Source organism: Neorhizobium descurainiae, from assembly GCF_051400715.1.
GTDB lineage: Bacteria > Pseudomonadota > Alphaproteobacteria > Rhizobiales > Rhizobiaceae > Neorhizobium.
Window position 1 is genome coordinate 150,454 of record NZ_JBLFFK010000011.1, and the last position, 24,816, is coordinate 175,269.

Sequence of the window (24,816 nt, forward strand, 5' to 3'; positions counted from 1 at the left end):
GAAACGGAAGGAGGATCGCAGGCGGATCTGCGATCCCTCGGTCATGCGGCGAACCCACGGTTTCAGAAATCAGGCGTCGAGCCAGACGCGGGTCGCGACATAGCCGTTCGACATGTCGTTGCCGATATCGTGGACGTAGCCCTTCACCTTCTTGCTGGCGGCATTCACGAAGTCGTTGAACATCGGCAGGATGAGGCCGCCTTCGTCGCGCACCATCAGCGCCATGGTGCGATACATGTCCCTGCGCTTGGCCTCGTCCAGTTCGGAGCGCGCCTCCAGAAGCAGCTTGTCGAAGTCCGGCCGCTGGAAGCGGGTGTCGTTCCAGTCGGCAGTGGAAAGATAGGCGGTGGAATACATCTGGTCCTGGGTCGGACGGCCGCCCCAATAGGAGGTCGAGAAGGGCTGAACGTTCCAGACGTTGGTCCAGTAGCCGTCGCCCGGCTCGCGCTTCACCTCGACATTGATGCCGGCCTTCTTGGCGCTCTGCTGGTAGAGCACGGCGGCATCGACCGCGCCCGGGAAGGCGACTTCCGACGTGCGCAGCAGGACCGATCCGCTGTGGCCGGACTTCTTGTAATGGAAGGAGGCCTTGTCCGGATCGTAGGCGCGCTGCTCGATCCCTTCCGGGAAGAGGGCGTAGGTGCTGTTGACCGGAAAATCGTTGCCCACCTTGCCGTAGCCGCCGAGAATGGTCTTAACCATGTTCTCGCGGTCCATGGCGTATTTCAGCGCAAGGCGCAGGTCGTTGTTGTCGAACGGTGCGGTATTGCAATGCATGATGAAGACGTAGTGGCCGCGGCCTGAGGTCGACAGGATTTCGACGGTTGGTGCACGTTTCAGGAGCGCCACAGTCTTCGGATCGACGCGGTTGATGTAATGCACCTGGCCGGAGGAGAGCGCGGCAATACGGGCCGTGGCGTCATTCATGGCGATGAGCTCGACGGAATCCACGAAACCACGATCAGAACGCCAGTCGTCCGCGTTCTTCTCGAACGTGGCGCGCACGCCGGGTTCGAAACTCGCCACCTTGTAAGGCCCGGTGCCGATCATCGCGTTCGGATCGTCAACGCCGCCGTTTGGCTGGACCACGAGGTGATAGTCGGTGAGCAGGAGCGGCAGGTCGGCATTGCCTTCGGTCAATGTCAGGACGAGATTGCCGCCGTCGGCCTTGATGTCCTTGATCGACTTCATGACGCCGAGCGCGCCGGATTCCGACTTCTCGTCCGTATGGCGTTTGAGTGTGGCAACGATGTCGTCGACGGTCAGCGTCTTGCCGTTGTGGAATTTCACGCCGGAACGGATCTTGAAGGTCCAGGTGACGGCGTCGGGGGACGGTTCCCAGCTTTCGGCGAGCGCCGGCACGGGCTTGCCGGTCAGCGGTTCGGATTCCACGATCATGTCGCCCCAGCAGCGGCCAACGACGAACATGAACTGCGAGAGCGCCTTGGCGGGGTCCCTGGAGTCGGTGGCGGCGGCGCCCTCGAGGCCGAGCTTCAAATGACCGCCCTTCTTTGGCTGCTGCGCCTCGGCGCTTTCGGCGAAGAGCTGGCTTGCGGCCGTCAGCGTCAGGCCTGCGGCCATGGCGCGGCCCATGAATTCGCGGCGGCTCATGCCCCCTGCGGTCACACGGCCGGCGAGATATTTTGTAAAGTCGTTCATTCCCCTGTTCCTTTTATCGTTGAGCGTTGAAATTGCATATTCAGGCGCGTCCGGCGGTTTCCTCTTCCGCTTGATCGAATCCGCCTGTCATCGATGTCTGGGAAATGCTCCGGTTGCTGCCGGTCTTTCCATCCTTTCAGAGAGCGCGATTCCTGCGGCTGTTCGGCCGTCAAGGTCGCACCGGATTTCGCTTCTTGCCCTCGGGCAAAGCCTTCCAAGGGATTAAGGTGTGTATCCCAAGCATGCGCTGCATTCTAAGCGACATAAAGTGATGCCGATGCGACGGTTCCCGTCCCGGCGGAAAACGGCTGCAACCGAAGGTGACTTTCGCCTGCTTATGCGCGGGCGATCGCGTGGAAAAAGGCGCCGCTGACCGATCCGCGCCGGCCGCCGGTCTGGCCGATCGGCCGGTCGGCGCCATCCGCAATGGCTGCGAACGGCGCATCGGTCCCGGCCGAGATCACGCTGGCATAATGGAATTCATGACCCCGGATGACCGTGCCTTTCCGGCCGAGGGGGCTATCGGCCACAAGCTCGGCCTGGCGATAGCCGAGATTCATCTTGCGTTTCGCGAAGCTGGTGCGATGGGAGAGCAGCCCGGTCATGACATGGGTGACGCCGTCGGCATCCTCCAGAGTTTCGCCGAGAACCATATAGCCGCCGCATTCGCCGTGAACCGGCCTGGTATCGGCGAAGCGCTTCAGGCCTCTCTTGAAGTTTTCTGCCGCCGCCAGCTTTCCGGCATGCAGTTCGGGATAGCCGCCCGGCAGCCAGCAGATATCGCAATCGGCGGACGGCGCGTCATCGGCCAGCGGAGAGAAAGGAATGATCTCCGCGCCGGCTTCCCGCCAGCCGCGCCTAAGATGCGGGTAGAGAAAAGTGAAGGCGGCGTCCTCGGCCAGCGCGATCCGCTGTCCCGGCGGCGGCAGGTTTTTCTCCAATGAACCGGGCGGGATATCGAAAGGTTTGGCGGCGGCGTAGATTGCATCGAGATCGAGCGACGCTTCCATGGCATCCGCCAGCCGCTCGATATGCGTATCCATTTCCGGATGTTCGCTCGCCTGCACGAGGCCGAGATGCCGTTCCGGCAGGATCAGCGTCGGGTCGCGCAGGATCGCGCCGATGACCGGCAGGCCGATCGCCTCGATCGCGTCGCCGCTGAGTTTTTTGTGCCGTTCGCTGCCTGCGCGGTTCAGGATGCAGGCGGCGATCTTCACCTGTGGATCGTAATGAGCAAAGCCGTAGGCGATCGCCGCCGCCGTCTGCGACTGGCCGGAGACGTCCAGCACCAGCAGAACCGGCAGGCCGAAGAGGCGTGCGAGATCGGAAGCTGCGCCGGAACGGTTCTTTTCTCCCGGAATCCCGTCGAACAGGCCCATGGCGCTTTCGATCAGGATGAGCTCGGTATCGTCGGCCTGTTGCCGCGCCAGATGCCGCAAGAGATCCGGCGCCATGGCCCAGCTGTCGAGATTGAGTCCTGGCAGACGCGTCGCTGCCTCGTGGAAGCCGGGGTCGATATAGTCCGGGCCGGTCTTGATGCCGCGCACCTTCACGCCGCGCCTGGCGAAGGCCCGCAGCAGGCCGATCGTGACGCTGGTCTTGCCGGAACCGGAGCGTGGCGCGCCGATGATGAGGGCGCGTGCGGTCATCGGTTTTGACCCGAAAGTATCGCCTGCATCGAGACGATCCTGCCGATAACGATCAGCGCGGGCGCGGCAAAATTCTGGCGCTCGACCTCGGTTGCGACGGTCGCGAGCGTCGCGGTGAGCGTGCGTTCGTCCGGCGTGGTGGCAGCCATCAGCACGGCGACCGGCGTTTCCGGCGGCAACCCGCCCTCTATCAGCAGCCGGGCGATCGCGCCGATGGTCTTCAGGCCCATATAGACGACGATCGGTTCGCCGGTTTTTGCCAATGCCTTCCAATCGAGATCGTCCGGGCTGCCGGCGGCATGGCCGGTCGCCAGCGTGATCGCACGGCTAAGCCCGCGCATCGTCGCCGGGATGTTGGCCGCGGCGAGCGCCGCCAGTGCGGAGGTCATGCCCGGCAGGATACGGAAAGGGATGCTTTCCCTGGCGAGGGCTTCGGCCTCCTCGCCGCCGCGTCCAAAAACGAAGGGGTCACCGCCCTTCAGCCGCAGGACGCGCCTGCCCTGGCGGGCGAGATCGATCAGCAGGCCGATGATCTCCTCCTGCGCAACGGACGGCCTGCCGCCGCGTTTTCCGACGAAGAACAGCTCGCCCTTTCCGGCGAGAGAGAGCACGGCATCGGAGACCAGAGCGTCATGCACGATCACGTCGGCCTTGCCGATCGCATCGGCCACTTCCAGCGTCAGGTAACGCGGATGCCCGGGACCTGCGCCGGCGAGCCAGACATGGCCGGGTCCGAAGACGGGCGCCTCGACGATCTTTTCAATGCTTTCATTCATATGCGGACCTTTGGCCGATGACGCGTGCCATCGGTCGGGCTATAGAAACGGCCATGGAAGCGGATGGCAAGAACCTGCGCCGTGGCTGGACCACGGGAACCTGCGCGGCGGCAGCCAGCCAGGCGGCCTGTCTTGCACTCGTTTCCGGCACATTTCCGGACATGGTGGAGGTGACGCTGCCGGGCGGCCAGCGGCCGAGCTTTGCGCTCGCTCTGGAGGAAAGGGGTGACGGTTTCGCCAGGGCCGGCATCGTCAAGGATGCCGGCGACGATCCGGACGTTACCCATGGCGCCCTTATCATGAGTACCGTTCGGCGCGGTTCGCCCGGCAGCGGCATCACGTTCAAGGCCGGCAAAGGCGTCGGCACCGTCACCCGCCCGGGCCTGCCTCTTGCCGTGGGGGAACCCGCCATCAATCCGGTGCCGCGGAAGATGATCGCCGGAGCGATCATCGAGGTGGCGGGTGGTGAAGCCGATTTCGAGGTGGAGATTTCCGTCGCGGACGGCGAAAAGATCGCCGAGAAGACGCTCAATGGCCGGCTCGGCATCCTGGGCGGCATCTCGATCCTGGGCACGACCGGGATCGTCATCCCCTTTTCCTGCTCGGCCTGGATCCATTCCATCTGGCGGGGCATCGACGTGGCGCGGGCGGCCGGTCTCGCCCATGTAGCCGGTTCCACCGGCAACACGTCGGAAAAGGCGGTACAGGCGCATCACGGCCTGCCGGAGATCGCATTGATCGACATGGGCGATTTCGTCGGCGGCATGCTGAAATACCTGCGGGACCACCCTGTGCCGAAGGTGACGATCGCCGGCGGCGTCGCCAAGATGACCAAGCTCGCCCAGGGCATGCTCGACGTGCATTCCAAACGCGGACTTGCCGATCTCGAAGCGCTCGCGAAGGTCGCGGCGGAAGCCGGTGCGGATGCCGCTCTCGTGGAGCGCATCGCAGGAGCGAACACGGTCTCCCAGGCCTTCAGCCTTGCCGGCGAAAACGGGCTGGCGCTCGGCGATCGCATAGCGGCGCTCGCCTGGACGACGGCCGCCAGGGCGCTCAAGGACCCGGCAATCTCGCTGGAGATCCTCGTCTTCGATCGCGAAGGCCGATTGGTCGGCCAAACTCAGTTCACTTCCTCCGATCATTCCGAGCCCTTGTGCGCCTGATCCCAGCCGGGACGAAAGCGCCTTACATAGTCGGCATTGTAAAGCTGGCTTTCGACGAATTCGGTCGAGCCGAGCCCCTTGCCGACGAAGATCAATGCAGTACGCTCGACCGGTTCTTCCGCAAGCTTCGCCTCGATGTCGGCGAGCGTGCCGCGGATGATCCGCTCCTCCGGCCAGGAGGCGCGCACCACGATCGCCACCGGGCAATCGGGCCCATAAAGCGGCGTCAGTTCCGTGACGATCTTCCCGAGTGCATGGATGGCGAGATGGATCGCCAGCGTTGCGCCCGTCGCACCGAATGCGGCGAGCGTCTCCCCTTCCGGCATTTTCGACGCCCGGCCCGAGACGCGGGTGAGCACCAGGCTTTGCGCCACTTCCGGGATTGTCAGCTCGCGCTTCAGCGCCGCCGCGGCGGCCGCAAAGGACGGCACGCCCGGCGTCAGCGTATAATCGATGCCGTGTTTTTCCAGCCGGCGGATCTGCTCGGCCACCGCGCTCCAGACGGAAAGGTCGCCGGAATGCAGCCGGGCCACGTCCTTTCCGGCCTTGTGCGCGGCCACATATTCCGCCTCGATATCGTCAAGCGAAAGAGAACCGGTATCGACGATCCGCGCATCCTTGGGGCAGTAGTCGAGCAGCTCCTTCGGCATGATCGAGCCGGCATAGAGGCAGACGGGCGAACGGGCGAGAATATCGCGTCCGCGCACGGTGATGAGGTCGGCGGCGCCAGGTCCGGCGCCAATGAAATGGACGGTCATCGATGATCCTTCGAGCGCGCCAGCGCGCAGGTGGCGCCATTGGCAATCAGCCGGGCGACGATCAGCTCCGATCCTTCCCCGGCGCCGGCAAGGGCCGCGGCTTCCGAGAGACTCGGCGTGGCGGTCTGCGCGAGGCTATGTTTCGACACGGTTTTCGTACGGCCTTCGGCCTGTTTCAGCACGGTTTCGTCCAGAACATGCAGAGGTAGAACCAGTTTCCCGGCGAGTTCGAGCAGACCCGGCTCGTCGCGTTTGATCTCGCCCGTCGCCAGTGCCGTCACCGATTCACGTGAAATACCGGCTTGCGAACAGGCCGCATCCAATGCGGAAAGCACATTTTCTGCCGATGTCCCCTTCCGGCAGCCGAGACCTGCTACGATCATTTCGGCTCTCCCGGCTTCGTCCAGCGCCATTGGGTCACCGGCATGGCGGGGCGCCAGCCGGACATGCTACCGATCGGCGCTGAGCGCGAAACCTCGATGCGGGTCAGTTCTCCGCCCAATCTCGCGTAGGCGGCGAGCAGTATGGCCTCCATTTCCAGCGTCACCGCATTGGCGACCAGCCGCCCGCCCGGTCTTAACGCGTCCACGGCAGCGTCGAAGACGCCCGGCTCGCTGCCACCGCCGCCGATGAAGACCGCGTCCGGCTGCGGCAAACCGGCCAATGCCGCCGGCGCTTTCCCCGCGACGATCTGCAGGCCTGGCACACCAAAGGAAGCGGCATTTCTCCGAATGCGCGCCGCCCGTTCAGCATCGGCCTCGATGGCAATCGCCTTGAGCGACGGATCGGCGAGCATCCATTCGATGCCGATCGAGCCGGATCCGGCGCCTATGTCCCACAGAAGCTCGCCGCGCCGGGGTGCCAGCGCAGAGAGGGTCAGCGCCCGGATTTCCCGTTTGGTGATCTGGCCGTCATGCTCGAATAGCGCATCGTCCAGGCCGGAGGCACGGGGCAGGATACGGGCGTCGTGACCTGCCTCCACCTCCACGGCAACCACGTTCAGAGCATTGATAGCCGGCAATGCAAATTGGTCTGCCTGCGCGGTCTGGGCGCGCTCCGCCTCGCCGCCCAGCGCCTCCAGGACCGCCATCCGAGATAGACCAAAGCCCGTACTGGCAAGCAGTTCCGCCAGTTCCGCCGGCCCTTTTTCATCAGAGGTCAGAGCGATGATCCGCCGTCCGGGGTGCAGGAGCGGCCGGATGAGATCAACCGGCCGGCCATGCAGCGATACAGTTTCTACCTCCTGCAGCGGCCAACCGAGCCTTGAAGCAGCCAGCGAAAAGGCGGAAGGCGCCGGATAGGCGGTAAACTCCTCGGCGGTCACATGGCGCGAAAGGGTGGCGCCGACACCGAAGAGGAACGGATCGCCGGAGGCCAGCACGCATACCTTCTGCCCGCGCAGCGCCACGACATCGCGCATGGCGGCATCGAAAGGCGTCGGCCAGACCCGCGATCCACCGGTGATCAGCGGTGCAGCCAGCTCCAGATGCCGCTTGCCGCCGAAGACCACCGAGGCGGAGGAAATCGCATTGCGAGCGTTCTCGCCAAGACCTCTCACCCCATCTTCCCCGATACCGACGATGGACAGCCAGCGGCTTTGGTTTAAAGCTTTTTCCGCTGAATCAGGAGGCACCTTGAAACACTCCATCCTCATTCTCGGCGGAACGGCGGAAGCCCGAAAACTGGCCGAAAAGCTCGCCGGCGATCCGCGTTTTGCCACGGAACTCTCGCTGGCCGGCCGCACCCGCGCGCCGGCCGAACAGCCGGTGCCGGTGCGTGCCGGCGGGTTCGGCGGTGCGGAGGGTCTGGCGGCCTACATCCGGCAAAAGGGCATCTCGATCCTGATCGATGCGACCCATCCCTATGCGGCGCAAATGTCCCGCAACGCGGCGGAAGCGGGCAGGCTGGCGGATGTGCCGCTGATAGCGCTCCGCCGCTTGCCTTGGCGACGGTTGACCGGAGACCGCTGGACCGAGGTCGCGAGCGTCGATGATGCCGTTGGCGTGCTGGGCAAACATCCGCGAAAGGTTTTTCTCACCCTCGGCCGGCAGGAGCTTTTGCCCTTCGAAGAGGCTCCTCAGCACCATTACCTGATCCGCAGCGTCGATCCGGTCGATCCGCCGCTGGATGTACCGCATGCGATCTATCTCACCTCGCGCGGTCCTTTCGCAGAAGCGGACGAGGCGCGGCTTCTTGAAGAGCATGCGATAGAGGCGATCGTCGCCAAGAACAGCGGGGGGCCTTCGAGCTACGGCAAGATTGCCGCTGCCCGCGCGCTCGGCATCGAGGTCATCCTCGTGCGCAGGCCGGACCTGCCGGCTGTGCCGTCCGTCGAGACTATCGAAGAGCTGCTGACCTGGCTCGATCATGTGCCGGTGCTCCCGTAATCGCCCCTGAAATAACGCGGCGAGTAGACGATCGGCCGCTTTCCTTCCCGTCCGACGATCCGCGTTTCCGCCGTTCCGACGATGACGCAGGTAGCCATGTCGGCCATGCCGCTTTCGGCCTCGGCAAGCGGCACGATGCGGATCGCCTCATACGGCCGACCCGCAGCCCGGCCGAAGATCACCGGCACCTCGCCGGGCAGGTGCCGGCGCAGAAGCGCGAAAGCATCGCCGAGCTGGTGTGGCCGCGCCTTGCTGACGGGGTTGTAGAAGGCCATCACGAAGCCTGCCGTTGCGGCGGCCACGAGCCGTTTCTCGATGATTTCCCAGGGCTTCAGGTTGTTTGACAGCGAGATGGCGCAGAAATCATGGCCCAGCGGTGCGCCGGCCTTGGCCGCGACCGCCAGCATGGCCGTCACCCCCGGCACGACGGAAAAATCGATATCGCGCCATTCGGCCGGCCCTTCGTCGATCGCCTCGCAGATCGCCGCCGCCATGGCGAAGACGCCGGGATCGCCGCCGGACACGACGCAGACCTTGCCGCCCTTCGCCGCCAGCTCCAGCGCCGCTCTTGCGCGCGCCAGTTCCTCGCGGTTGTCGGAAGCGTGGCGACGCTGGTCCGGCCTGAGATTCAGACGGTCGATATAAGGGAAATAGCCGAAAAAATCCTCCGCCGCCGCCACTGCCGCGAGCGCCTCCGGCGTCATCTGGTCGGGATTTCCCGGCCCGAGGCCGACAACGACGAGGGAGCCGCTCATCGATCCGCTTCCCCCTTGGGCCGCGTCTTCCAGCCGGGCACGAGCACGATGGAAAAATAGGGTGCGGGGCTTTCGTCGCGTTCCTCCAGCGGCTGCGCCGCGCCGTTCGCCATGGTGCCGCGTTCGACATAGAGCGCGCCGGAGAGCTTTCCGACCGAAGCCAGCGCCCGGCGGATCTTCGGAAGGTTGCGGCCGACCTTCATGATGACGGCGCCGTCGGTGTCCTCCAGCCGCTCGACAAGCTTTTCCTCCGGCAAGGTGCCCGGCAGCACGCTCAGGATATCGTCGCCCTGCACCAGCGGCAGGCCGGTCATCGACCAGCAGCCGGACATGGCGGTGACGCCCGCTACGACCTCGGCTTGGTAGCGCTTCGAAAGCCGCACATGCAGGTGCATGTAGGAACCGTAGAACAGCGGATCGCCTTCGCTCAGGATAGCGACGTTCTTGCCCGCATCGAGATGCGCGGCGATCTCTTCCGCCGACCGGTCGAAGAAGTCGGCGATCGGGCCGCGATACTCCGCCTCGTCCTTGTTGGTCTCGGTCGTTACGGGGTAAACGAGCGGCAGTTCCAGCGTGCCTGGACGGACATGTGCGTCGACGATGGCGCGGCCGTTGCCGTTACTTCCCTTCTTGCAGAAGAAGGCGATGACATCCGCCTCGTTGATGGCCCGCACGGCCTTCAGCGTCAGAAGCTCCGGATCGCCCGGCCCGGTGCCGACGCCGGTCAGCCGCCCTTTGAGGATCGCCGCGTTCAAAGCCCCGCCCTCGCAAGCGCGTTGATGCAGGCCGCCGTCATCGCCGAGCCGCCCATGCGGCCGCGCACCACGGCATAGGGAATGCCGAGCCTCGATTCTATCAGCGCCTCCTTGGATTCGGCCGCGCCGACGAAGCCGACCGGCATGCCGATGATCGCGGCCGGCCGCGGCGCGCCGGCATCCAGCATTTCGAGCAGGCGGAAGAGCGCGGTCGGCGCGTTGCCGATCGCCACCAGCGCGCCCTCCGTCTCGTCCCAGAGGTCGAGGGCGGCGGCGGAGCGGGTGTTGCCGATCGTTTTCGCGAGCTCGATCGTGCGGCTGTCGCGCAGCGTGCAGATCACGTCATTGTCGGCCGGCAGGCGGGCGCGGGTGATGCCGTGCGCCACCATCTCGGCGTCGCAATAGATCGGTCTGCCGTCATAAAGTGCGCCGCGCGCCCGGGAGACGAAATCCTTGGAGAAGCGGAAATGCTGGGCCGCCTCGACAAGTCCGCAGGCATGGATCATGCGCACGGCGATTTCCGCCTGTTCAGAGGAAAAGGCGGAAAGATCGGCCTCCTCGCGGATGATCGCGAAGGACCGTTCGTAGATCGCGTCGCCTTCGCGGATATAATCGTAGCTGTTCATGGTCGTCCTGACATTACGGCGGCTGCCAGTCGCTCCGGTCCCAACCGGGTTAGACAGGCCGCAGAATTCTCTCCGTCGCGCCGTTCCGTCTGAACGAGGTCGGCGATGCGGCGAAGGGAGGCGTTGGTATCGGCAATTATCGTGGAAGCAAAGGGTGAATCCGCTGCTTTTCCCTGATGGATAAATGAAAGTCCGGCCGCCGTGCCGCAAAGGGTAAGAGCGGAGGGCTCCGGATGGGCACAACCTTTCGGGCAGCCGGTGATGTGCAGCTTGAACGAACCGTCGAGCAGGTCAGCCGCTTCGCCTGCAGCATTCGCGGCAATCTCGTGCGTGGCAATCGTCGCGGACTTGCAGGCCGGAGTTCCGGGGCAGGCGGCGATGTTTCCGCGCGGGTCGCTCGGGGCGGTGATAAAGCCCTTGCTTCCGGCAAAATCCGCCAGGAGCTCGCAGGCCGATCGCGGCCCGAAGAGCATCAGGGAGTGATCGGGCGCCGGCTTCAGCGATTTTACTCCCAACCGCTCGGCTTCTGTGCAGAGCGCGATGAGGCCCTCAGCCTGTGCCTGGCCGAAGGCCGCGCCGATGCCGACCGCACAAAGATTGTTTGAGAGCGTAAAAGTGCCGAGGGGCGAGGCGGAAGGCGCGGCGTCACCGTTCAAGGAAAGGCCGCTTCCCAGATCGCGGCCACGGGCCTTGCTGCCCATCGCGGCGAGCTTTCGAAGCAGAGAGAGCGTCGCCTCGATGGCTTCAATCTCTCCGAACACGCCATGGACCTTACCCACGGCTTCAGTACCACCGAGCAGCAGCCTCCAGCGGATGCTTCCATCCGATCGGACGGCGACCAGCCGGATATCCGCCAGAAGATGGGAGAGGCGCAAACTCCCCTGCCCGTCTACGACGACGGATATTTTCGGCGCCAGGCCTTCGATATCGCGTGCTTCCCGGCGGATGGCCTCGGCGAGTGCACGAGGGTCGGCGATCTCGGCAATGTCGAGGCCGGCGAGGGGTGGAACCTCTACGGCAAGGCCGTCGCGGAGCGGCAGGTTCAGTGCACGCACATCAATGTCGAGTAACGGTGCCGATACCTCGCTCAAGCCCCGGACTTGCAGATTGCCGCGGGCTGAAATATCGAGAATGCCGTTGCCGTGGCAGCGGGCCAGCCGGCAAAGGTCTGCAAGCTGCGCAGGCGTTATCGCATCGGTCAGCGCGACGCGGGCGAGAAGTCCGTCGCCGGTCATCATCGGAGCGGAAAGCGCAGGGCAGGCGCCCCTTTGCATATTCAGGTGGGGCCGCATATCCAAAGTCGCGTGATCGAGGGAAAGCGCCGTCATGCGACCTCCCTCGCGAGCATTTCGAGCTCCGCATCGATCGCGTTCCGGCGCGGATGCCAGAGGCCGCGGCGAAGCGCCGAGCGAAAACGCTCGCCCATATGGCGAGTGCCTTCCGGGTTCTGGGAAAGCAGGAAGTCGCGCACGGTTTCGTCGCCGAGATAGGCATCATAGGTGGCCTCGATCAGCGATTGCGGAACGGCGTGGGTGGTTTCTGCAAAGCCGATCAGCCGGTCGACGGTTTCGACGAGTTCCGCCGCTCCGCGGGGGCCGTGGCGCATCTGGCCGGCGATGAAACGCGGATTGACGGCGCGGGCACGCACCACGCGCGTCACGGCTTCGGAAATCGAGCGCGCTTTTGGCCTCAGCGGATCGGTCGTGTCGAGGGCGATCACATCCGCCTTGCCGCCAAGAGCCGCAACGGCTGCGGAAAACCCGCCGATGAAGGCGACATCCGCCGAGCCGTCCAGCAGGTCGCGGCCAGGGTCGTCGCCTGTATGAACCAGGAGGTCGGCTGTTCCAATCCGATCCGCAAACTTGCCGGGCACATGGGTTCCCTCGCCGTCGGGGCCGCCGAAAGCATGGCTCGTGGCATCGAGATAGATGCGACCGAGTTCCTCCCGCTCTGCCCAGATGCCGTCGGCAAGCTTTTCCTCGATTCCGGAGCCATAGGAGCCGGGCGCCGAACCGAAGATGCGCGGCGGCACGTGCCCAAGTCTCCGGGTATCCTCGGCCAGCGGATTGTCGCCCGGCGCTTCCTCGCGGGCGGCGATCGCGCGTGTGGCCGCATCAAGAAGCGCGATCAGCGCCGGAAACATGTCTCGGAAGAGGCCGGAAATCCTGAGCGTCACGTCAACACGCGGCCGGCCGAGCTGCGCCGGCGGCAAAACCTCGATGCCGGTCACGCGGCCGGTCGCCGTATCCTGCATCGGCCTGGCACCCATCAGGGCCAGAGCCTGTGCGACCTCTTCGCCGCCGCTTCGGAGCGACGCGCTGCCCCAGAGATCGAAGACGAGGCTCTTCGGCCAATCGCCGTGATCCTGCACGTAGCGGCGCAGGATTTCATCCGCCGCGTGCCTACCGAGTTCGAAGGCGGTCGGCGTCGGCAGCGTACGTGGATCGCTGGCAAAGAGGTTGCGGCCGGTCGGCATCACGTCGAGACGGCCGCGCGAGGGCGCGCCGGAGGGGCCGGGGCGGATGTGTTTTCCGTCCAACGCGTCAAGCAGTGCCTGCCGTTCGGATTGTGCACTCGCAATCCGCAGCGGATCGACGTCGCCAGGCGCCACTTCGCCGAAGACATGCTGCCCGTCCTTGATGGCGAAATCCTTGAGATCGCAAAGGAAGGCATCGATGCGGGTAAGCGCCGCGTCCGGATCGTCGTCGCGGGACACGCCCGCTTCGGTCGCCAAGCCCGTCTCGCGGGCAGTCTCGACGATCAGCCTGGCCAGCCGGTCGCGGCGGCGGCGGTCGAGCCCGTCGGCTTGCGCGTATTCATCGACCAGCAGTTCGAGCTTCTTCTGCCCGTCGGAAAGGCCGGCTCCGGTCAGCACCGGCGGCAGGTGGCCGACAGTGACGGCGGCAATCCGCCGCTTGGCGACGGCCGCCTCGCCCGGGTTGGAGACGATGAATGGATAGACGACCGGCAGGCCGCCGGTAACGAGTTCCGGGAAGCAATCCTTCGACAGAGCCACCGTCTTGCCCGGCAGCCATTCCAGCGTGCCATGCGCGCCGACATGAACGATCGCGTGGGCGCCGAGCTGTTTGCGCATCCACTGGCCGAAGGCGATGAGGGCATGGCGCGGCGGCAAATCGGGGCTGTGATAATCAGCACGGCGATCGGCGTTGCGCCCGCGATCCGGCGCAAGCGCGACGGTTATGTTGCCGAACTGCGCGGCGCGGAAGCGATAGGCACCGTCTTCCAGGTCCTCGTCCGTCTCAGGCGCACCCCAGGCCGCTTCGGCATGGGATGCCGAGATGTAATCCGAAAGCGGCAAAGCTGCGGATTTCGGAGCCAGAAGGTCCAGCAAATCGCGGGCCGTCTCCGGGATATCCGAAACAGAATAGCCGGCTATCACAAGCTCTCGAAGCATTGAAAGCACGCTTTGCGGCACGTCCAGCCCGACGGCGTAGCCCGTGCGTCCGGGCGCACTCGGATAGTCCGGCATCAGGATGACGACTTTTCGCTCGGAGCGCGATGCGAGTCTCAGCCTCAGGAAGGCGGCGATGCGGTTTGCCACTTGCTCAACCCGGTCCGGTTCCGATCGGTTGACGAGACTGGCGGAGTTTTCGCCTGCCTTGAATGAGATCGCTCCGGCAAGAATGCGGCCGTCGAGTTCCGGCAGGACGACATGCATGGCGAGGTCGGCAGGATTCAGGCCGCGGCGGCCTTCCGCCCAGCCTTCTCGGCGCGTCGTGGCGACGACAACCTGGAAAACCGGCACGCCGGTGCGGTCGAAGATCGTTTCGCCCTTTTCATCCGTGCCGCTGGCGAAAGCCGTCGTGGCTATGATCGCCGCAGGATCGAGGCCTGCAATCGTCCGTTCGACGAAAGCGACCGCATCCGCATCCTTCAGGCCGCTGACGAAGATCGGCAGCGGCGCGAAACCGCGAGCAGCCAGAGCTTCGAAGAGCGCATCGATCGGCGCGGCATCGTTGGCAAGCAGCATGGAACGGTAGAAGAGGATCGGCAGGCGCGGCGCATCGGCAGCGAGGCTGGAAAGCAGCCTCTCGACGCTGACGATGCCATGGCCGGGCTTGTAGAAACCGGCCTTCGGCATCGCCGCCGCGCCAGGCAGGGGCGCTGTTTCGTTTCGCGCCAGCGCGGCCAGTCGCCTTGCCAGCCGCCGCATATTGTCCGGGCCGCCCTCGCGGAAGCAGGCGAGAATGCCGGCAAGCTGCTCTTCGGAAACCGTCGAGGCGCCGACAAGCCGCTCGTCACGAATGCTGCATTCGCCGGGCAGAAGCACGAGCGCGATCCTCTTGCGCTTCGCCATGCGTGAAAGTTCATCCACCCCATAGGCCCAGCGGTCATAGCCGCCGAGAATGCGCACAAGGATGACCTTCGCATGTGCCGCCGTCTTCTCCACCCAGAGGTCGACGGACATCGGGTGCCGCAGGTCGGAAAGGTTGGCCAGCCGCAGGCTCGCCCGACCCTTGTCCCAGGCTGCAGCGATGCCGTTCAGGTCGCTGCCGGAAAAGGACAGCACCACCACATCGGCGGGCGACTGGTTGAGGTCGACCGGCTCGATCAGGTCGTCGAGCGACGACGATGTGGTGGCAAGTATGTGCATTTCCGTTGCCTTATGCGGCCAGCATCCTTTCGATCGCCGCGCGGTCGATCCCTTTTTCGCCGATCACGACAAGACGGCCGTGCCGCGCTTCGCCGGGCGCCCAGGCGCGGTCGAAATAATGGTTCACGCGCGATCCTACAGCCTGGACCTGCAGGCGCATCGGCTTATCCGCGACCTCCACAAAGCCTTTTATGCGCAGGACGTTCTCGGCTTCCGCCGTCACGGAGATGCGGGCGGCGAGTGCTTCGGCATCCGCCACGGCCGGCAGGTCGACGACAAAGCTGTCGAAGTCGTCGTGGTCGTGATCGAGCTCGTCGTCGTGATGCGTCTTGCGGTTCCCGATGTCATCCTCGACGGCGAGCCCGAGGCCGATCAGCACTGCCGGATCGATCGCCCCATTCGCGGCCGAGACGATCTTCACGGCCCGCGGCAGGTGGGCGGTAACGCGATCCTTGGCGGTGGCGAGCCCTGCGGCATCCAGAAGATCGGTCTTGGTCAGAACGATCATGTCGGCACAGGCGACCTGGTCCTCGAAGACTTCCTCGACCGGGTCGTCATGGTCGATCGAGTCGTCTGCCTGCCGCTGGGCTTCCAGCGCGCCGTGATCGTCGGCGACCCGGCCCTCCGCCAGAGCCACGCCGTCGACCACGGCGACGACGCCATCCACCGTCACGCGCGCCTTCACATCCGGCCACTGGAAGGCCTGGACGAGCGGCTTCGGCAGCGCAAGTCCGGAAGTCTCGATGAGGATATGGTCGACGCGCGGTTCGCGGGAGAGGATCTGGTCGATCGCCGGCACGAAGTCGTCGGCGACGGTGCAGCAGATGCAGCCGTTGGCGAGCTCGATGATATTGTCTTCCGGGCAGGTCTCGATGCCGCAGCCCTTCAGCACGTCGCCGTCGATGCCGACATCGCCGAATTCGTTGACGATGATCGCCAGGCGCTTACCGTCGAGCTTCTCGATCAGGCTGCGGATCAGCGTGGTCTTGCCGGCGCCCAGGAACCCGGTGACGACGGTGCAGGGAACGCGGTCGAAATTGACGCTCATGAAGGCATGTCCTCGTGATGGTGGAAGGGTGGAATGCGGGCCGTCATGCCTTTGCCGCGGAGGCAGGCGGGACGGCCACGAAGGGGAAGGAAGCCGCGCTCGTCCCCGGCGAGCATCATTGCGCCGGTCACGATGTCTTCGACATTCTCCAGCGTCAGATGCCCGAAAACGTAAGACCAGCCGGATCGGTGGTTGAAGGCCGCGCTCGGGCTCTTTTCGCAATTGGCGAGGCAGGTGACGGGCTTTACGGCAAGCGGCTTGCCGGCTGTAGCTTCCCGCAGAGCGGCGATCATCCCGATGCCGGGGCGTGTTTCGGGATCGATCTCGTCGCGGCAATTGGTGCAGACGAAGATCGTCACATCCACGGCTTCCGGGACGGTTTCCAGATCGTCTTTTCGCTCGTCACTCATCATCTAAGCCGCGTTACCGCCAGTTCGAAAAATCGGGGCGCGGAGCAGAAGGGCAAGCCCGCCTGCGGTGAATGACAAGACTTCCTCCGGAGCACCCCGCCCGGCGAAGCTTAAATCGAACGGCAGGTCTCCTGGCTCGCGGGTCGCCGCCATTTGCCTGCCTTCCCGGTTTTCCCAGTGGCTTTCCGGCCCAGAGGCCTTGCTCGGCAAAATGGCTCGCCGCCTACAGTTGCGGGGGCAGCCGCGGCATTGATCCCAAGGATCGCACCGCATTCTCTCTTAGCCCTTCCCGTTGCCGGAAAAGGACCGTCTTCTTTCAACTAAGCCCGGTCATAGCCCTATGTCAATGGAGTGCGGCGGGCGTCGCAAAGGCGATTGCGGGGCTCGCGAATTCGTCTATAGTGACCGGACCTATGGTGCCCGAAAGGGTTTTGAGGGAATGCGGTGCGACGGATTTGCCGTCAAACCCGTGGCTGCCCCCGCAACTGTAAGCGGAAAGTCTTCGTCCAAAACGGCCGGTTGGCCGTCAAGCCACTGGAGCAATCCGGGAAGGCGGGCGAGAGGCGCCTGATCCGCGAGCCAGGAGACCTGCCAGAGGTGGTGAGAAACTTGAACAGCCCTCGGGTGGAGGGCGAAAGGACGAGACCATGGTAACGAATTCTGCCGCAAGTGCGGTCAGCGTTTCCGCTTCGAAGATCATTCCCCTCGGCATGACGGCCATTCTCGGCCTGTTCATCGTCGGTTTTGTCGGCTTCTCGCATCTGGAAGTCGTCCACAACGCCGCCCACGACACGCGCCATTCCCTGGCCTTCCCCTGCCACTGAGAGGAATTTCCAAATGTCGCTGTTTCGTAACATCGTCTTCACGGCGGTGATCGCCGGGCTGTTGTCGGGACTTCTCCTCACCGTCATGCAGCATTTCTCGACGGTGCCGCTCATCCTGCAGGCCGAGACCTATGAAAATGCCGGCGGTGCCGAGGCCGGTCACAGCCACAACCATGAGGCTGCCCCGGCTGGCGGTGTCGCGCCCCCTGCGGCGGCTGAACATAGCCACGACGAGGAGGCCTGGGCTCCCGCCGACGGTTTTGAGCGCCTCATCTACACCGCCGCAGCCGATATCTTGTCGGCAATCGGCTTCGGTCTCGTGCTGATCGCCGCTTCGGAAGCCCTGGGAGGCTTCAAGGGCTGGCGCGGCGGGTTGATGTTCGGCATTGCCGGCTTCCTCACCGTCAGCCTCGCTCCCGGCCTCGGCCTGCCGCCGGAACTGCCGGGCATGCCGGCCGCCGAGCTCGGTCCGCGCCAGATCTGGTGGATTTCGACGGCCATCTGCACCGCTCTCGGCCTCGGCCTGCTCGCCTATACCCGTTCGGTCGTGTTTGCCGTGCTGGCGATCGTTCTGCTGGTCGCTCCGCATCTGGTTGGCGCTCCCCTGCCGCCGACGCATGAGACGGCGGTGCCGCTGGAGCTGCATGCCCGCTTCGTCAATGCCGTTTACGTCACCAATCTGGTGTTCTGGGCAGTGCTCGGCGCGCTCATCGCGGTGGTCCGCGAGAAGTTCCGCGCCGGCGAAGATGTCGCGGTGCGCCCTTCGGCGGGGCTTGCTTCGCGGTGAAGGAGATCGATCAGGCGGCAGCCGAGCGCCACCGCGCCAAGATGGCGAACCGCAAGGCGGTGCAGGATGCGGAAGTGGCCGGGAAGATCCTCGAAAAGGGCCTTCTCATCGTCCATACCGGTTCCGGCAAGGGTAAATCCACCGCCGCATTCGGTCTGGCGCTGCGCATGCTCGGCAACAACCGCCGCGTCGGCGTGGTGCAGTTCATCAAGGGTGCCTGGTCGACCGGCGAACAGCCGGCGCTGGCCGTCTTCGGCGATCGGGTCGTCTGGCATACGATGGGCGAGGGCTTCACCTGGGAAACGCAGGACCTGCAACGGGATATCGCCGCCGCCGAAAAGGCATGGGGGAAGGCGCTGGACCTGATGGCGGACGAGACGATCGGCCTCGTCATTCTCGACGAGCTCAATATCGCGCTGCGTTACGATTATCTCAATCTCGGCACGGTGATCGCCGCATTGCAGGCCCGCCGGCCGGACCTGCATGTGGTCGTCACCGGCCGCAACGCCAAACCGGCGCTCATCGAAGCCGCCGACATGGTGACCGAAATGACGCTGGTGAAGCACCATTTCAAGGCCGGCGTGAAGGCCCAGGCCGGCATCGAGTTCTAAGCCATGACCGCCCGCGCGCTGATGTTTCAGGGAACGGGCTCGGATGTGGGCAAGTCGCTGGTCGTGGCCGGGCTTGCCCGCGCCTTCACCTTGCGCGGCCTGAAGGTCCTGCCGTTCAAGCCGCAGAACATGTCGAACAATGCGGCCGTGACGGCGGATGGCGGCGAGATCGGCCGGGCGCAGGCGCTGCAGGCGCGCGCTGGGAAAGCACCGCTCAGCGTCCACATGAACCCGGTCCTGCTGAAGCCCCAGAGCGAGGTAGGCGCGCAGGTCGTCGTGCAGGGCAAGGTCGAAGGCAATGCCAAAGCGGCTGAATACCAGGATCTCAAGCCGAAGCTGATGCAGCGGGTGATGGAAAGTTTCGAACTGCTCCGCAGCCAGGCCGACCTTGTGCTGGTGGAAGGGGCCGGCAGCGCATCGGAAGTCAATCTCCGCCGGAACGACATCGCCAATATGGGTTTCGCGCGCGCGGCGGACGTGCCGGTCGTGCTGATCGGCGATATCGACCGCGGCGGGGTGATCGCAAGCCTCGCCGGCACGAAACTGGTGCTCGATCCGGACGATGCGGCGATGATCCGCGGCTTCATCGTCAACCGGTTTCGCGGCGACCCGGCGCTGTTTGCGGATGGCATGCGGATGATCGCCGAACTGAACGGCTGGCAGCCGATCGGGCTGCTGCCGCATTTTCCCGATGCCGTCCGGCTGCCGGCGGAAGATGCGCTCGGCCTCGACGCGCCGCCAGCCCGCAAGGCTGGGGCAAACATCCGTATTGGGGTGCCGATCCTGCCGCATATCTCCAATTTCGACGATCTCGATCCGCTGGAAGCCGAACCGGATGTGGAACTGATTCGGGTTCGGGCAGGTCAGGCGATCCCCGGCGATTGCGATCTCGTTCTGCTGGTCGGCTCGAAGGCGACGATCTCGGATCTTCAGGCATTAAAGTCGGTGGGTTTCGATGTCGATATAGCTGCGCATGTCCGCCGTGGGGGGAAGGTGCTTGGCCTCTGTGGCGGCTATCAGATGCTCGGAAAGAAAATTTCCGATCCGGATGGTATCGAAGGTCGGCCGGGTTCGGTGGAAGGGCTTGGTTTGCTCGATGTCGAGACGGTTCTTTCGGACGACAAGCGACTGGAGGCCGTCTCGGGCACCAGTTTCGACGGAGTTTCCTTATCCGGCTATGAAATGCATATCGGGCGAACAATCGGACCGGATTGCGCCCGACCGTTTTCGGCGATCGGCGGCAGTCCGGAAGGGGCTATCTCGGCCGATGGAAAGGTTTGCGGCACCTATATCCACGGGCTCTTTTCGGACGACCGGCAGCGCTCGGCCTGGTTGATGCGGCTCGGCGGGACGGCGTCCGGCCTCGACTACGAGGCGGGTGTGGACGACGTGCTCGATCGGCTCGCCGCTCATATGGAACGACATCTCGATCTCGACGGATTGCTCAGACTTGCCAGATGATCCATGCCAGAAGGCCGAAAAGGCCGATCAGCAGGGCGTCCGCCACGCGGGCGAGCTTCAGCGCCTGGCGGATGTCCTCATAGGTGAGTTCCGTGCGTCCGCCCTCACCCATGAAGCGCGCCTCGATCATCTGTCCGCCATAGCTTCTCGGTCCCGCCAGCGCGATGCCGAGCGCGCCGGCCATCGCCGCTTCCGGCCATCCGGCATTCGGCGAGCGATGATGTCCGGCGTCCCGCAGCACAGCCCTGATCGCATTCCGGGGCGAAGCCTTGTCGATGAAAAAGGCCGCGGTCACGAACAGAAGCGCGCTCAGCCGCGAGGCGGGCAGGTTGATCAGGTCGTCGAAACGTGCTGCCGCCCAGCCGAAGGCTTCGTGGCGCGGGCTGCGGTGGCCGATCATGCTGTCGGCCGTATTGGCCGCCTTGTAAGCCACGCCGCCCGCCAATCCACCAACGCCCATCCAGAAGGCCGGCGCCACGACACCATCGGAAAAATTCTCCGCCAGGCTCTCGATCGCAGCGCGGCAGACGGCGGCTTCGTCGAGCTTTTCCGGATCGCGGCCGACGATCATCGAAACGGCTTTCCGGCCGGCTTCGAGCCCGCCATATTTCATCGCATCGGCAACGGCCTCGACATGACTTTCGAGGCTCTTCTGGGCGGGCAGGCTGACTGCGACCAGAACCAGCAGGATCGGCCCGAGCGGCAGCGCCAGCAAACAGTATTCGACTGCCAGAGCGACGAAGATCGCCACGCCGAGAAGCGTCAGCAGCGCGAAAACGCCTCTGCGTCTGCGGGTGGGAAAGTCGTCGGCCTCGCGGTTCCAGTCGGCATCGAGCCGGGAAATCAGCCGGCCGATCCAGGTTACCGGATGGCCGATACGCCGGAACAACCAGTCGGGATAGCCGAATATGCGCTCCACGATCAGGGCGAAGAATGCGAGAAGGAACATTAGCGGTGGCAGGCTCTGAGGTTGGCGGTTCAATTGAGCATGGCGGCAGTCTCGCTGGAGCGCGGGCGCTGTTTCCGCATGCACCCGAGCCGTGGATCGACCTGTCGACCGGTATCAGCCCCTATTCCTATCCGCACTCGCCGGTGCCGGGCAATGCCTTCGCGCGACTGCCGGAGCCGGCTTTGGCGCAAGAGCTGAAGGTGATCGCGGCCAATGCCTATGGCGCGCCGTCGGCGGCGCATGTCGCGGCAGGGCCGGGGACGCAGATCCTCTTGCCGATCATCGCCAGCCTTGTCCGAAGCGGGGGCTTGGCGGCGGTTTTATCGCCTACCTATGCGGAGCATGCCCGGGCCGCCAAAATGGCCGGTTTCGACGTCACCGAAACGGACGACCTGGATCGGCTAGCTTCCGCAGATCTCGCCGTCATCGTCAATCCCAATAACCCAACCGGCGGCATCGTCCCGGAGAGTGATCTCCTGGCGCTTGCCGCCGCAATGCGGGCGAAGCGCGGTCTGCTGGTTGCGGACGAGGCCTTCATGGACGTGTCCGAGGCCAAAAGCACGGCTGACATGGTCGATGAAGGCGGCCTTCTGGTCCTGCGCTCCTTCGGCAAATTCTACGGCATGGCGGGCCTAAGGCTCGGCTTTGCGATTTCGCATCCGGATATCATCGCGAAGATCGAAAACCGGCTCGGCCCCTGGGCCGTTTCCGGACCGGCACTGCACGTGGCGGGCGAGGCGCTGGCCGATATCCCTTGGCGGCAGGCGATGCGAGCGACGTTGGGGGAAGATGCTGCGCGGCTGGACGCCCTGCTGACTGCAGCCGGAATTCCGGTTGCAGGCGGCACGTCGCTCTTCCGCTTCATCCGCGATCCGCGGGCACAGGCGCTTTTCCGGCATCTCGGCGAGCGTGGTATCCTCACCCGCCGCTTTCAGGAGCGGCCGGACGATCTCCGGATCGGCCTTCCGGGTGAAAACGACTGGTCTCGCGTGGAAGCAGCGCTAAAAGCTATTTAGCTGGCGAACCAAATTTATCCCGCCATGCCGGCTGCGCGTTCGGAACCGCTAGTGCTGCCGCTTCATACACGCCCCGCGCAACCGCCCTTGCGGTTACCAGCGTCGCCAGATGGCAGAGTTCGGCAAAGGCGGTCATGTCGCGGAGCGGTTTTGCGCCGGTGGCCGCAGAAAAGATCGTGTCGCCGTCGCCCGGTAGATGCGCCGGCAGCACGGCGCGGGCGAGCCCGTCATGCGCCATGATCGAAAGGCGGTGCGCCTGCGCCTTGGTGAGCACCGCATCGGTGACGATCACGCCGATCGTCGTCGCCTTCAGGTTGACGCCCTTCATTCTGAGCGCCGAATGGCCCTCGTTGAATTTCTCCGGCAGGCCGAGTCCGCCGAATTCTCCCTTCCGCTCGAAGGGGGCCGCCCAGAAATGCGGGCCGTCGCCAACCGTCGCCGACCCCATGGCATTGACGGCCATCAGCACCGCGACGGTGTGGCCCGCCGAGTTTTTGGCACTTGCCGAGCCGATGCCGCCCTTGAAGGTCGCGGTCGTGGCGCCCGTGCCGGCGCCCACGGTGCCGAGCGCAAACGGTCCCGCCTCCGCCGCCTTGAAGGCCTCGTAGCCCATGCCGCGATAGGGCGAGTGCAGGCCCCAATCCTTGTTGCCGCCGTTCAGCAGGTCCATCAGGATCGCCTGCGGCACGATCGGCACGCGGACGCTGCCGACCTGGAAACCCCGGCCAATCTCCCGCAGCCCTGCCTGCACCCCGCCCGCCGCATCGAGCCCGAAGGCCGAGCCGCCGGAGAGAACGAAGGCGTCCACCGTCTGCACGGTCATCGATGGGTCGAGCAGCGCGGTATCCCGCCCGCCGGGCGCGCCGCCGAGCACCGAGCCGGAGGCGATCGCCGGCTCGTCGAAAACGACCGCCGTCACGCCGGAGCCGAGCGCGAGATCGGTGGCATGGCCGACGGCCACGCCGTCGATATCGGTCAGGAGATTCAGCGGACCGGCCGTCATCATTCGATGTCGAACTTGACGCCCTGCGCCAGCGGCAGGGTGCGGCCGTAGTTCAGCGTGTTGGTGGCGCGGCGCATATAGGCCTTCCAGGCATCCGAGCCGGATTCGCGGCCGCCGCCGGTCTCCTTCTCGCCGCCGAAGGCCCCGCCGATTTCGGCGCCCGAAGGGCCGATATTGACGTTGGCAATGCCGCAATCGGACCCGCGGGCGGAGACGAAGGTCTCGGCCTCGCGCATGTCGTTGGTGAATATCGAGGAGGAAAGGCCCTGCGGCACGTGGTTGTGCAGCGCCAGCGCCTCGTCGAAGCCCGAATATTTCATCACATAGAGGATCGGCGCGAAGGTTTCTTCCTTCACCGGCCCCGTCTGCGCCGGCATCTCGACGATCGCCGGCCGTACGTAATAGGCATCGGCCGCCTCGTTCTGATGGACGCGCTCGCCGCCGGTCACCTTGCCGCCCTCGGCCTTGGCGGCTTCCAGCGCTTTTTGCATCTTGTCATAGGCCGTCCTGTCGATCAGCGGACCAACCAGCGTTCCGTTTTCGAGCGGGCTGCCGACCGTGACCGACTGGTAAGCCTTGGTGAGGCGCGGCACGAAAGTGCCGTAGACGCTGTCGTGCACGAAGAGACGGCGGAGCGTCGTGCAGCGCTGGCCAGCCGTGCCCATCGCGGCGAAGGCGACACCACGCAGCGTCAGATCGAGATCGGCGGAGGGCGCCACGATCGCGGCGTTGTTGCCGCCGAGTTCGAGGATCGAGCGGGCGAAACGCTGCGCCAGGCGGGGACCGACGGCGCGGCCCATGGCGGTCGAGCCGGTCGCCGAAACTAGGGGAACCTTCTCGTGGTCGACCAGCGCTTCGCCGACCTCGCGGCCGCCGATCAGGAGGGTCGAGAGGTTCTTCGGCGCCTTGACGCCATCGGCGACGAAACGGGCAAGCGCCTTGTCGAAGATCGCCTGGGTGGCGAGCGCCGTCAGCGGCGTCTTTTCGGAGGGTTTCCAGACAGTGGAATTGCCGCAGACGATGGCAAGCGCCGCATTCCAGGACCAGACAGCCACGGGGAAGTTGAAGGCCGAGATGATGCCGATCGCGCCGAGCGGATGCCATGTCTCCATCATGCGGTGATCGGCACGCTCGGTGGCGATCGTCAGGCCGTAGAGCTGGCGGGAAAGGCCGACCGCGAAATCGCAGATGTCGATCATTTCCTGCACCTCGCCGAGACCTTCGGAGGTGACCTTGCCCACCTCGATCGAGACGAGCCGGCCGAGCGCGCTCTTTGCGGCGCGCAGTTCCTCGCCGAGCAGGCGGATCAGCTCGCCGCGCTTCGGCGCCGGCACCAGCCGCCATTCCAGGAAGGCCTCGTGAGCGGCTTCGATGGCCTTTTTGGCGCTGACGGGCGTCTCTTCCGGCAGCCTGCCGATTTCCGCGCCGGTGATCGGCGAGCGGACCGCAAGCGTGCCGCCCGTATAGCTTTCGGCCTTCACGCCGAGATCGCTCAGAATGGTTTTCACCTCAGCGGCGAGATCGAGAGTGGCGAGCGTCATGTCAGTCTCCGGTATCGAATTTC

23 protein-coding genes and 2 riboswitches are annotated in these 24,816 nt (G+C 65.0%); of the genes, 7 read left to right on the forward strand and 16 right to left on the reverse strand.

Features of this window, described 5'->3' with window-relative positions:
• Window positions 1–69: 69 nt before the first annotated feature.
• The 3 genes from ACMGE0_RS19430 to cobA form a co-directional block, all read right to left on the reverse strand.
• Window positions 70–1,659, reverse strand: a complete 1,590-nt coding sequence (locus ACMGE0_RS19430; protein ID WP_436817519.1) for an ABC transporter substrate-binding protein — start codon at window positions 1,657–1,659, stop codon at window positions 70–72.
• 335 nt (window positions 1,660–1,994) lie between these two features.
• Complete coding sequence (locus ACMGE0_RS19435) at window positions 1,995–3,308, reverse strand: cobyrinic acid a,c-diamide synthase CobB (RefSeq protein ID WP_436817520.1); 1,314 nt, start codon at window positions 3,306–3,308, stop codon at window positions 1,995–1,997.
• Window positions 3,305–4,084 (reverse strand): uroporphyrinogen-III C-methyltransferase, encoded by a 780-nt coding sequence (gene cobA / locus ACMGE0_RS19440; RefSeq protein WP_436817521.1) that lies wholly within the window; start codon window positions 4,082–4,084, stop codon window positions 3,305–3,307. The genes ACMGE0_RS19435 and cobA overlap by 4 nt, the downstream gene beginning before the upstream one ends.
• Window positions 4,085–4,137: 53 nt before the next feature.
• On the opposite strand from cobA, the gene ACMGE0_RS19445 reads away from it, so the two are divergent.
• Complete coding sequence (locus ACMGE0_RS19445) at window positions 4,138–5,247, forward strand: cobalt-precorrin-5B (C(1))-methyltransferase (protein ID WP_436817567.1); 1,110 nt, start codon at window positions 4,138–4,140, stop codon at window positions 5,245–5,247.
• On the opposite strand, the gene cobM is transcribed toward ACMGE0_RS19445, so the two are convergent.
• The 3 genes from cobM to cbiE are packed head-to-tail and all read right to left on the reverse strand — an operon-like array spanning window position 5,223 to window position 7,653.
• Window positions 5,223–6,005 (reverse strand): precorrin-4 C(11)-methyltransferase, encoded by a 783-nt coding sequence (gene cobM, locus ACMGE0_RS19450; RefSeq protein ID WP_436817522.1) that lies wholly within the window; start codon window positions 6,003–6,005, stop codon window positions 5,223–5,225. The two genes, ACMGE0_RS19445 and cobM, sit on opposite strands and share 25 nt — an antisense overlap.
• Window positions 6,002–6,388: a cobalamin biosynthesis protein gene (locus ACMGE0_RS19455; protein WP_436817523.1), complete on the reverse strand. Its 387-nt coding sequence runs from the start codon at window positions 6,386–6,388 to the stop codon at window positions 6,002–6,004. The genes cobM and ACMGE0_RS19455 overlap by 4 nt, the downstream gene beginning before the upstream one ends.
• Window positions 6,385–7,653 (reverse strand): precorrin-6y C5,15-methyltransferase (decarboxylating) subunit CbiE, encoded by a 1,269-nt coding sequence (gene cbiE / locus ACMGE0_RS19460; RefSeq protein WP_436817524.1) that lies wholly within the window; start codon window positions 7,651–7,653, stop codon window positions 6,385–6,387. Before cbiE ends, ACMGE0_RS19455 begins: the two co-directional genes overlap by 4 nt.
• Between cbiE and ACMGE0_RS19465 the strand changes: the two genes are divergently transcribed.
• A complete protein-coding gene (locus ACMGE0_RS19465) occupies window positions 7,640–8,392 on the forward strand; it encodes a cobalt-precorrin-6A reductase (protein WP_436817525.1) in 753 nt (250 codons plus the stop codon). The genes cbiE and ACMGE0_RS19465 overlap by 14 nt on opposite strands.
• Here ACMGE0_RS19465 and ACMGE0_RS19470 read toward each other — a convergent pair.
• From ACMGE0_RS19470 to ACMGE0_RS19500, 7 genes are read right to left on the reverse strand one after another with little or no spacing between them, the layout of a single operon-like run.
• Window positions 8,371–9,147, reverse strand: a complete 777-nt coding sequence (locus tag ACMGE0_RS19470) for a precorrin-3B C(17)-methyltransferase (protein WP_436817526.1) — start codon at window positions 9,145–9,147, stop codon at window positions 8,371–8,373. The genes ACMGE0_RS19465 and ACMGE0_RS19470 overlap by 22 nt on opposite strands.
• A complete protein-coding gene (locus ACMGE0_RS19475; RefSeq protein ID WP_436817527.1) occupies window positions 9,144–9,902 on the reverse strand; it encodes a precorrin-2 C(20)-methyltransferase in 759 nt (252 codons plus the stop codon). Before ACMGE0_RS19475 ends, ACMGE0_RS19470 begins: the two co-directional genes overlap by 4 nt.
• Window positions 9,899–10,528, reverse strand: coding sequence for a precorrin-8X methylmutase (locus tag ACMGE0_RS19480; protein ID WP_436817528.1), 630 nt, complete (start codon window positions 10,526–10,528; stop codon window positions 9,899–9,901). Before ACMGE0_RS19480 ends, ACMGE0_RS19475 begins: the two co-directional genes overlap by 4 nt.
• On the reverse strand, window positions 10,525–11,856 hold the full coding sequence (gene cobG / locus ACMGE0_RS19485) for a precorrin-3B synthase (RefSeq protein ID WP_436817529.1): 1,332 nt from the start codon (window positions 11,854–11,856) through the stop codon (window positions 10,525–10,527). The genes ACMGE0_RS19480 and cobG overlap by 4 nt, the downstream gene beginning before the upstream one ends.
• The gene (gene cobN, locus ACMGE0_RS19490; RefSeq protein WP_436817530.1) at window positions 11,853–15,143 is read right to left on the reverse strand and encodes a cobaltochelatase subunit CobN; all 3,291 of its coding nucleotides are present in this window, start codon (window positions 15,141–15,143) and stop codon (window positions 11,853–11,855) included. Before cobN ends, cobG begins: the two co-directional genes overlap by 4 nt.
• Window positions 15,144–15,153: 10 nt before the next feature.
• Entirely contained in the window at window positions 15,154–16,191 is a 1,038-nt protein-coding gene (gene cobW, locus ACMGE0_RS19495; RefSeq protein ID WP_436817531.1) for a cobalamin biosynthesis protein CobW, read from the reverse strand.
• Window positions 16,188–16,604: a DUF1636 family protein gene (locus ACMGE0_RS19500; RefSeq protein ID WP_436817532.1), complete on the reverse strand. Its 417-nt coding sequence runs from the start codon at window positions 16,602–16,604 to the stop codon at window positions 16,188–16,190. Before ACMGE0_RS19500 ends, cobW begins: the two co-directional genes overlap by 4 nt.
• A gap of 101 nt (window positions 16,605–16,705) precedes the next feature.
• Window positions 16,706–16,927: riboswitch (cobalamin riboswitch) on the reverse strand.
• A 71-nt stretch (window positions 16,928–16,998) separates the two neighbouring features.
• A riboswitch (cobalamin riboswitch) is annotated at window positions 16,999–17,211 on the forward strand.
• A gap of 37 nt (window positions 17,212–17,248) precedes the next feature.
• Here ACMGE0_RS19500 and ACMGE0_RS19505 point away from each other — a divergent pair.
• From ACMGE0_RS19505 to ACMGE0_RS19520, 4 genes are read left to right on the forward strand one after another with little or no spacing between them, the layout of a single operon-like run.
• Complete coding sequence (locus ACMGE0_RS19505; protein ID WP_436817533.1) at window positions 17,249–17,425, forward strand: CbtB domain-containing protein; 177 nt, start codon at window positions 17,249–17,251, stop codon at window positions 17,423–17,425.
• Between the two features lie 13 nt (window positions 17,426–17,438).
• The gene (locus ACMGE0_RS19510; protein ID WP_436817534.1) at window positions 17,439–18,212 is read left to right on the forward strand and encodes a CbtA family protein; all 774 of its coding nucleotides are present in this window, start codon (window positions 17,439–17,441) and stop codon (window positions 18,210–18,212) included.
• Complete coding sequence (gene cobO / locus ACMGE0_RS19515) at window positions 18,209–18,823, forward strand: cob(I)yrinic acid a,c-diamide adenosyltransferase (RefSeq protein WP_436817535.1); 615 nt, start codon at window positions 18,209–18,211, stop codon at window positions 18,821–18,823. Before ACMGE0_RS19510 ends, cobO begins: the two co-directional genes overlap by 4 nt.
• A 3-nt stretch (window positions 18,824–18,826) precedes the next feature.
• Window positions 18,827–20,284, forward strand: coding sequence for a cobyric acid synthase (locus tag ACMGE0_RS19520; protein ID WP_436817536.1), 1,458 nt, complete (start codon window positions 18,827–18,829; stop codon window positions 20,282–20,284).
• On the opposite strand, the gene cbiB is transcribed toward ACMGE0_RS19520, so the two are convergent.
• Window positions 20,268–21,233 carry an adenosylcobinamide-phosphate synthase CbiB gene (cbiB, locus tag ACMGE0_RS19525; RefSeq protein WP_436817537.1) on the reverse strand — a complete coding sequence of 322 codons (966 nt, stop codon included), beginning with the start codon at window positions 21,231–21,233 and terminating at the stop codon, window positions 20,268–20,270. The two genes, ACMGE0_RS19520 and cbiB, sit on opposite strands and share 17 nt — an antisense overlap.
• A 5-nt stretch (window positions 21,234–21,238) precedes the next feature.
• On the opposite strand from cbiB, the gene cobD reads away from it, so the two are divergent.
• Window positions 21,239–22,249: a threonine-phosphate decarboxylase CobD gene (gene cobD, locus ACMGE0_RS19530; protein ID WP_436817538.1), complete on the forward strand. Its 1,011-nt coding sequence runs from the start codon at window positions 21,239–21,241 to the stop codon at window positions 22,247–22,249.
• On the opposite strand, the gene ACMGE0_RS19535 is transcribed toward cobD, so the two are convergent.
• Together ACMGE0_RS19535 and amaB are read right to left on the reverse strand one after the other, a co-directional pair.
• Window positions 22,242–23,255 carry a P1 family peptidase gene (locus tag ACMGE0_RS19535; protein WP_436817539.1) on the reverse strand — a complete coding sequence of 338 codons (1,014 nt, stop codon included), beginning with the start codon at window positions 23,253–23,255 and terminating at the stop codon, window positions 22,242–22,244. The two genes, cobD and ACMGE0_RS19535, sit on opposite strands and share 8 nt — an antisense overlap.
• Window positions 23,252–24,793, reverse strand: a complete 1,542-nt coding sequence (amaB, locus tag ACMGE0_RS19540) for an L-piperidine-6-carboxylate dehydrogenase (protein ID WP_436817540.1) — start codon at window positions 24,791–24,793, stop codon at window positions 23,252–23,254. Before amaB ends, ACMGE0_RS19535 begins: the two co-directional genes overlap by 4 nt.
• Between the last annotated feature and the right edge of the window lie 23 nt (window positions 24,794–24,816).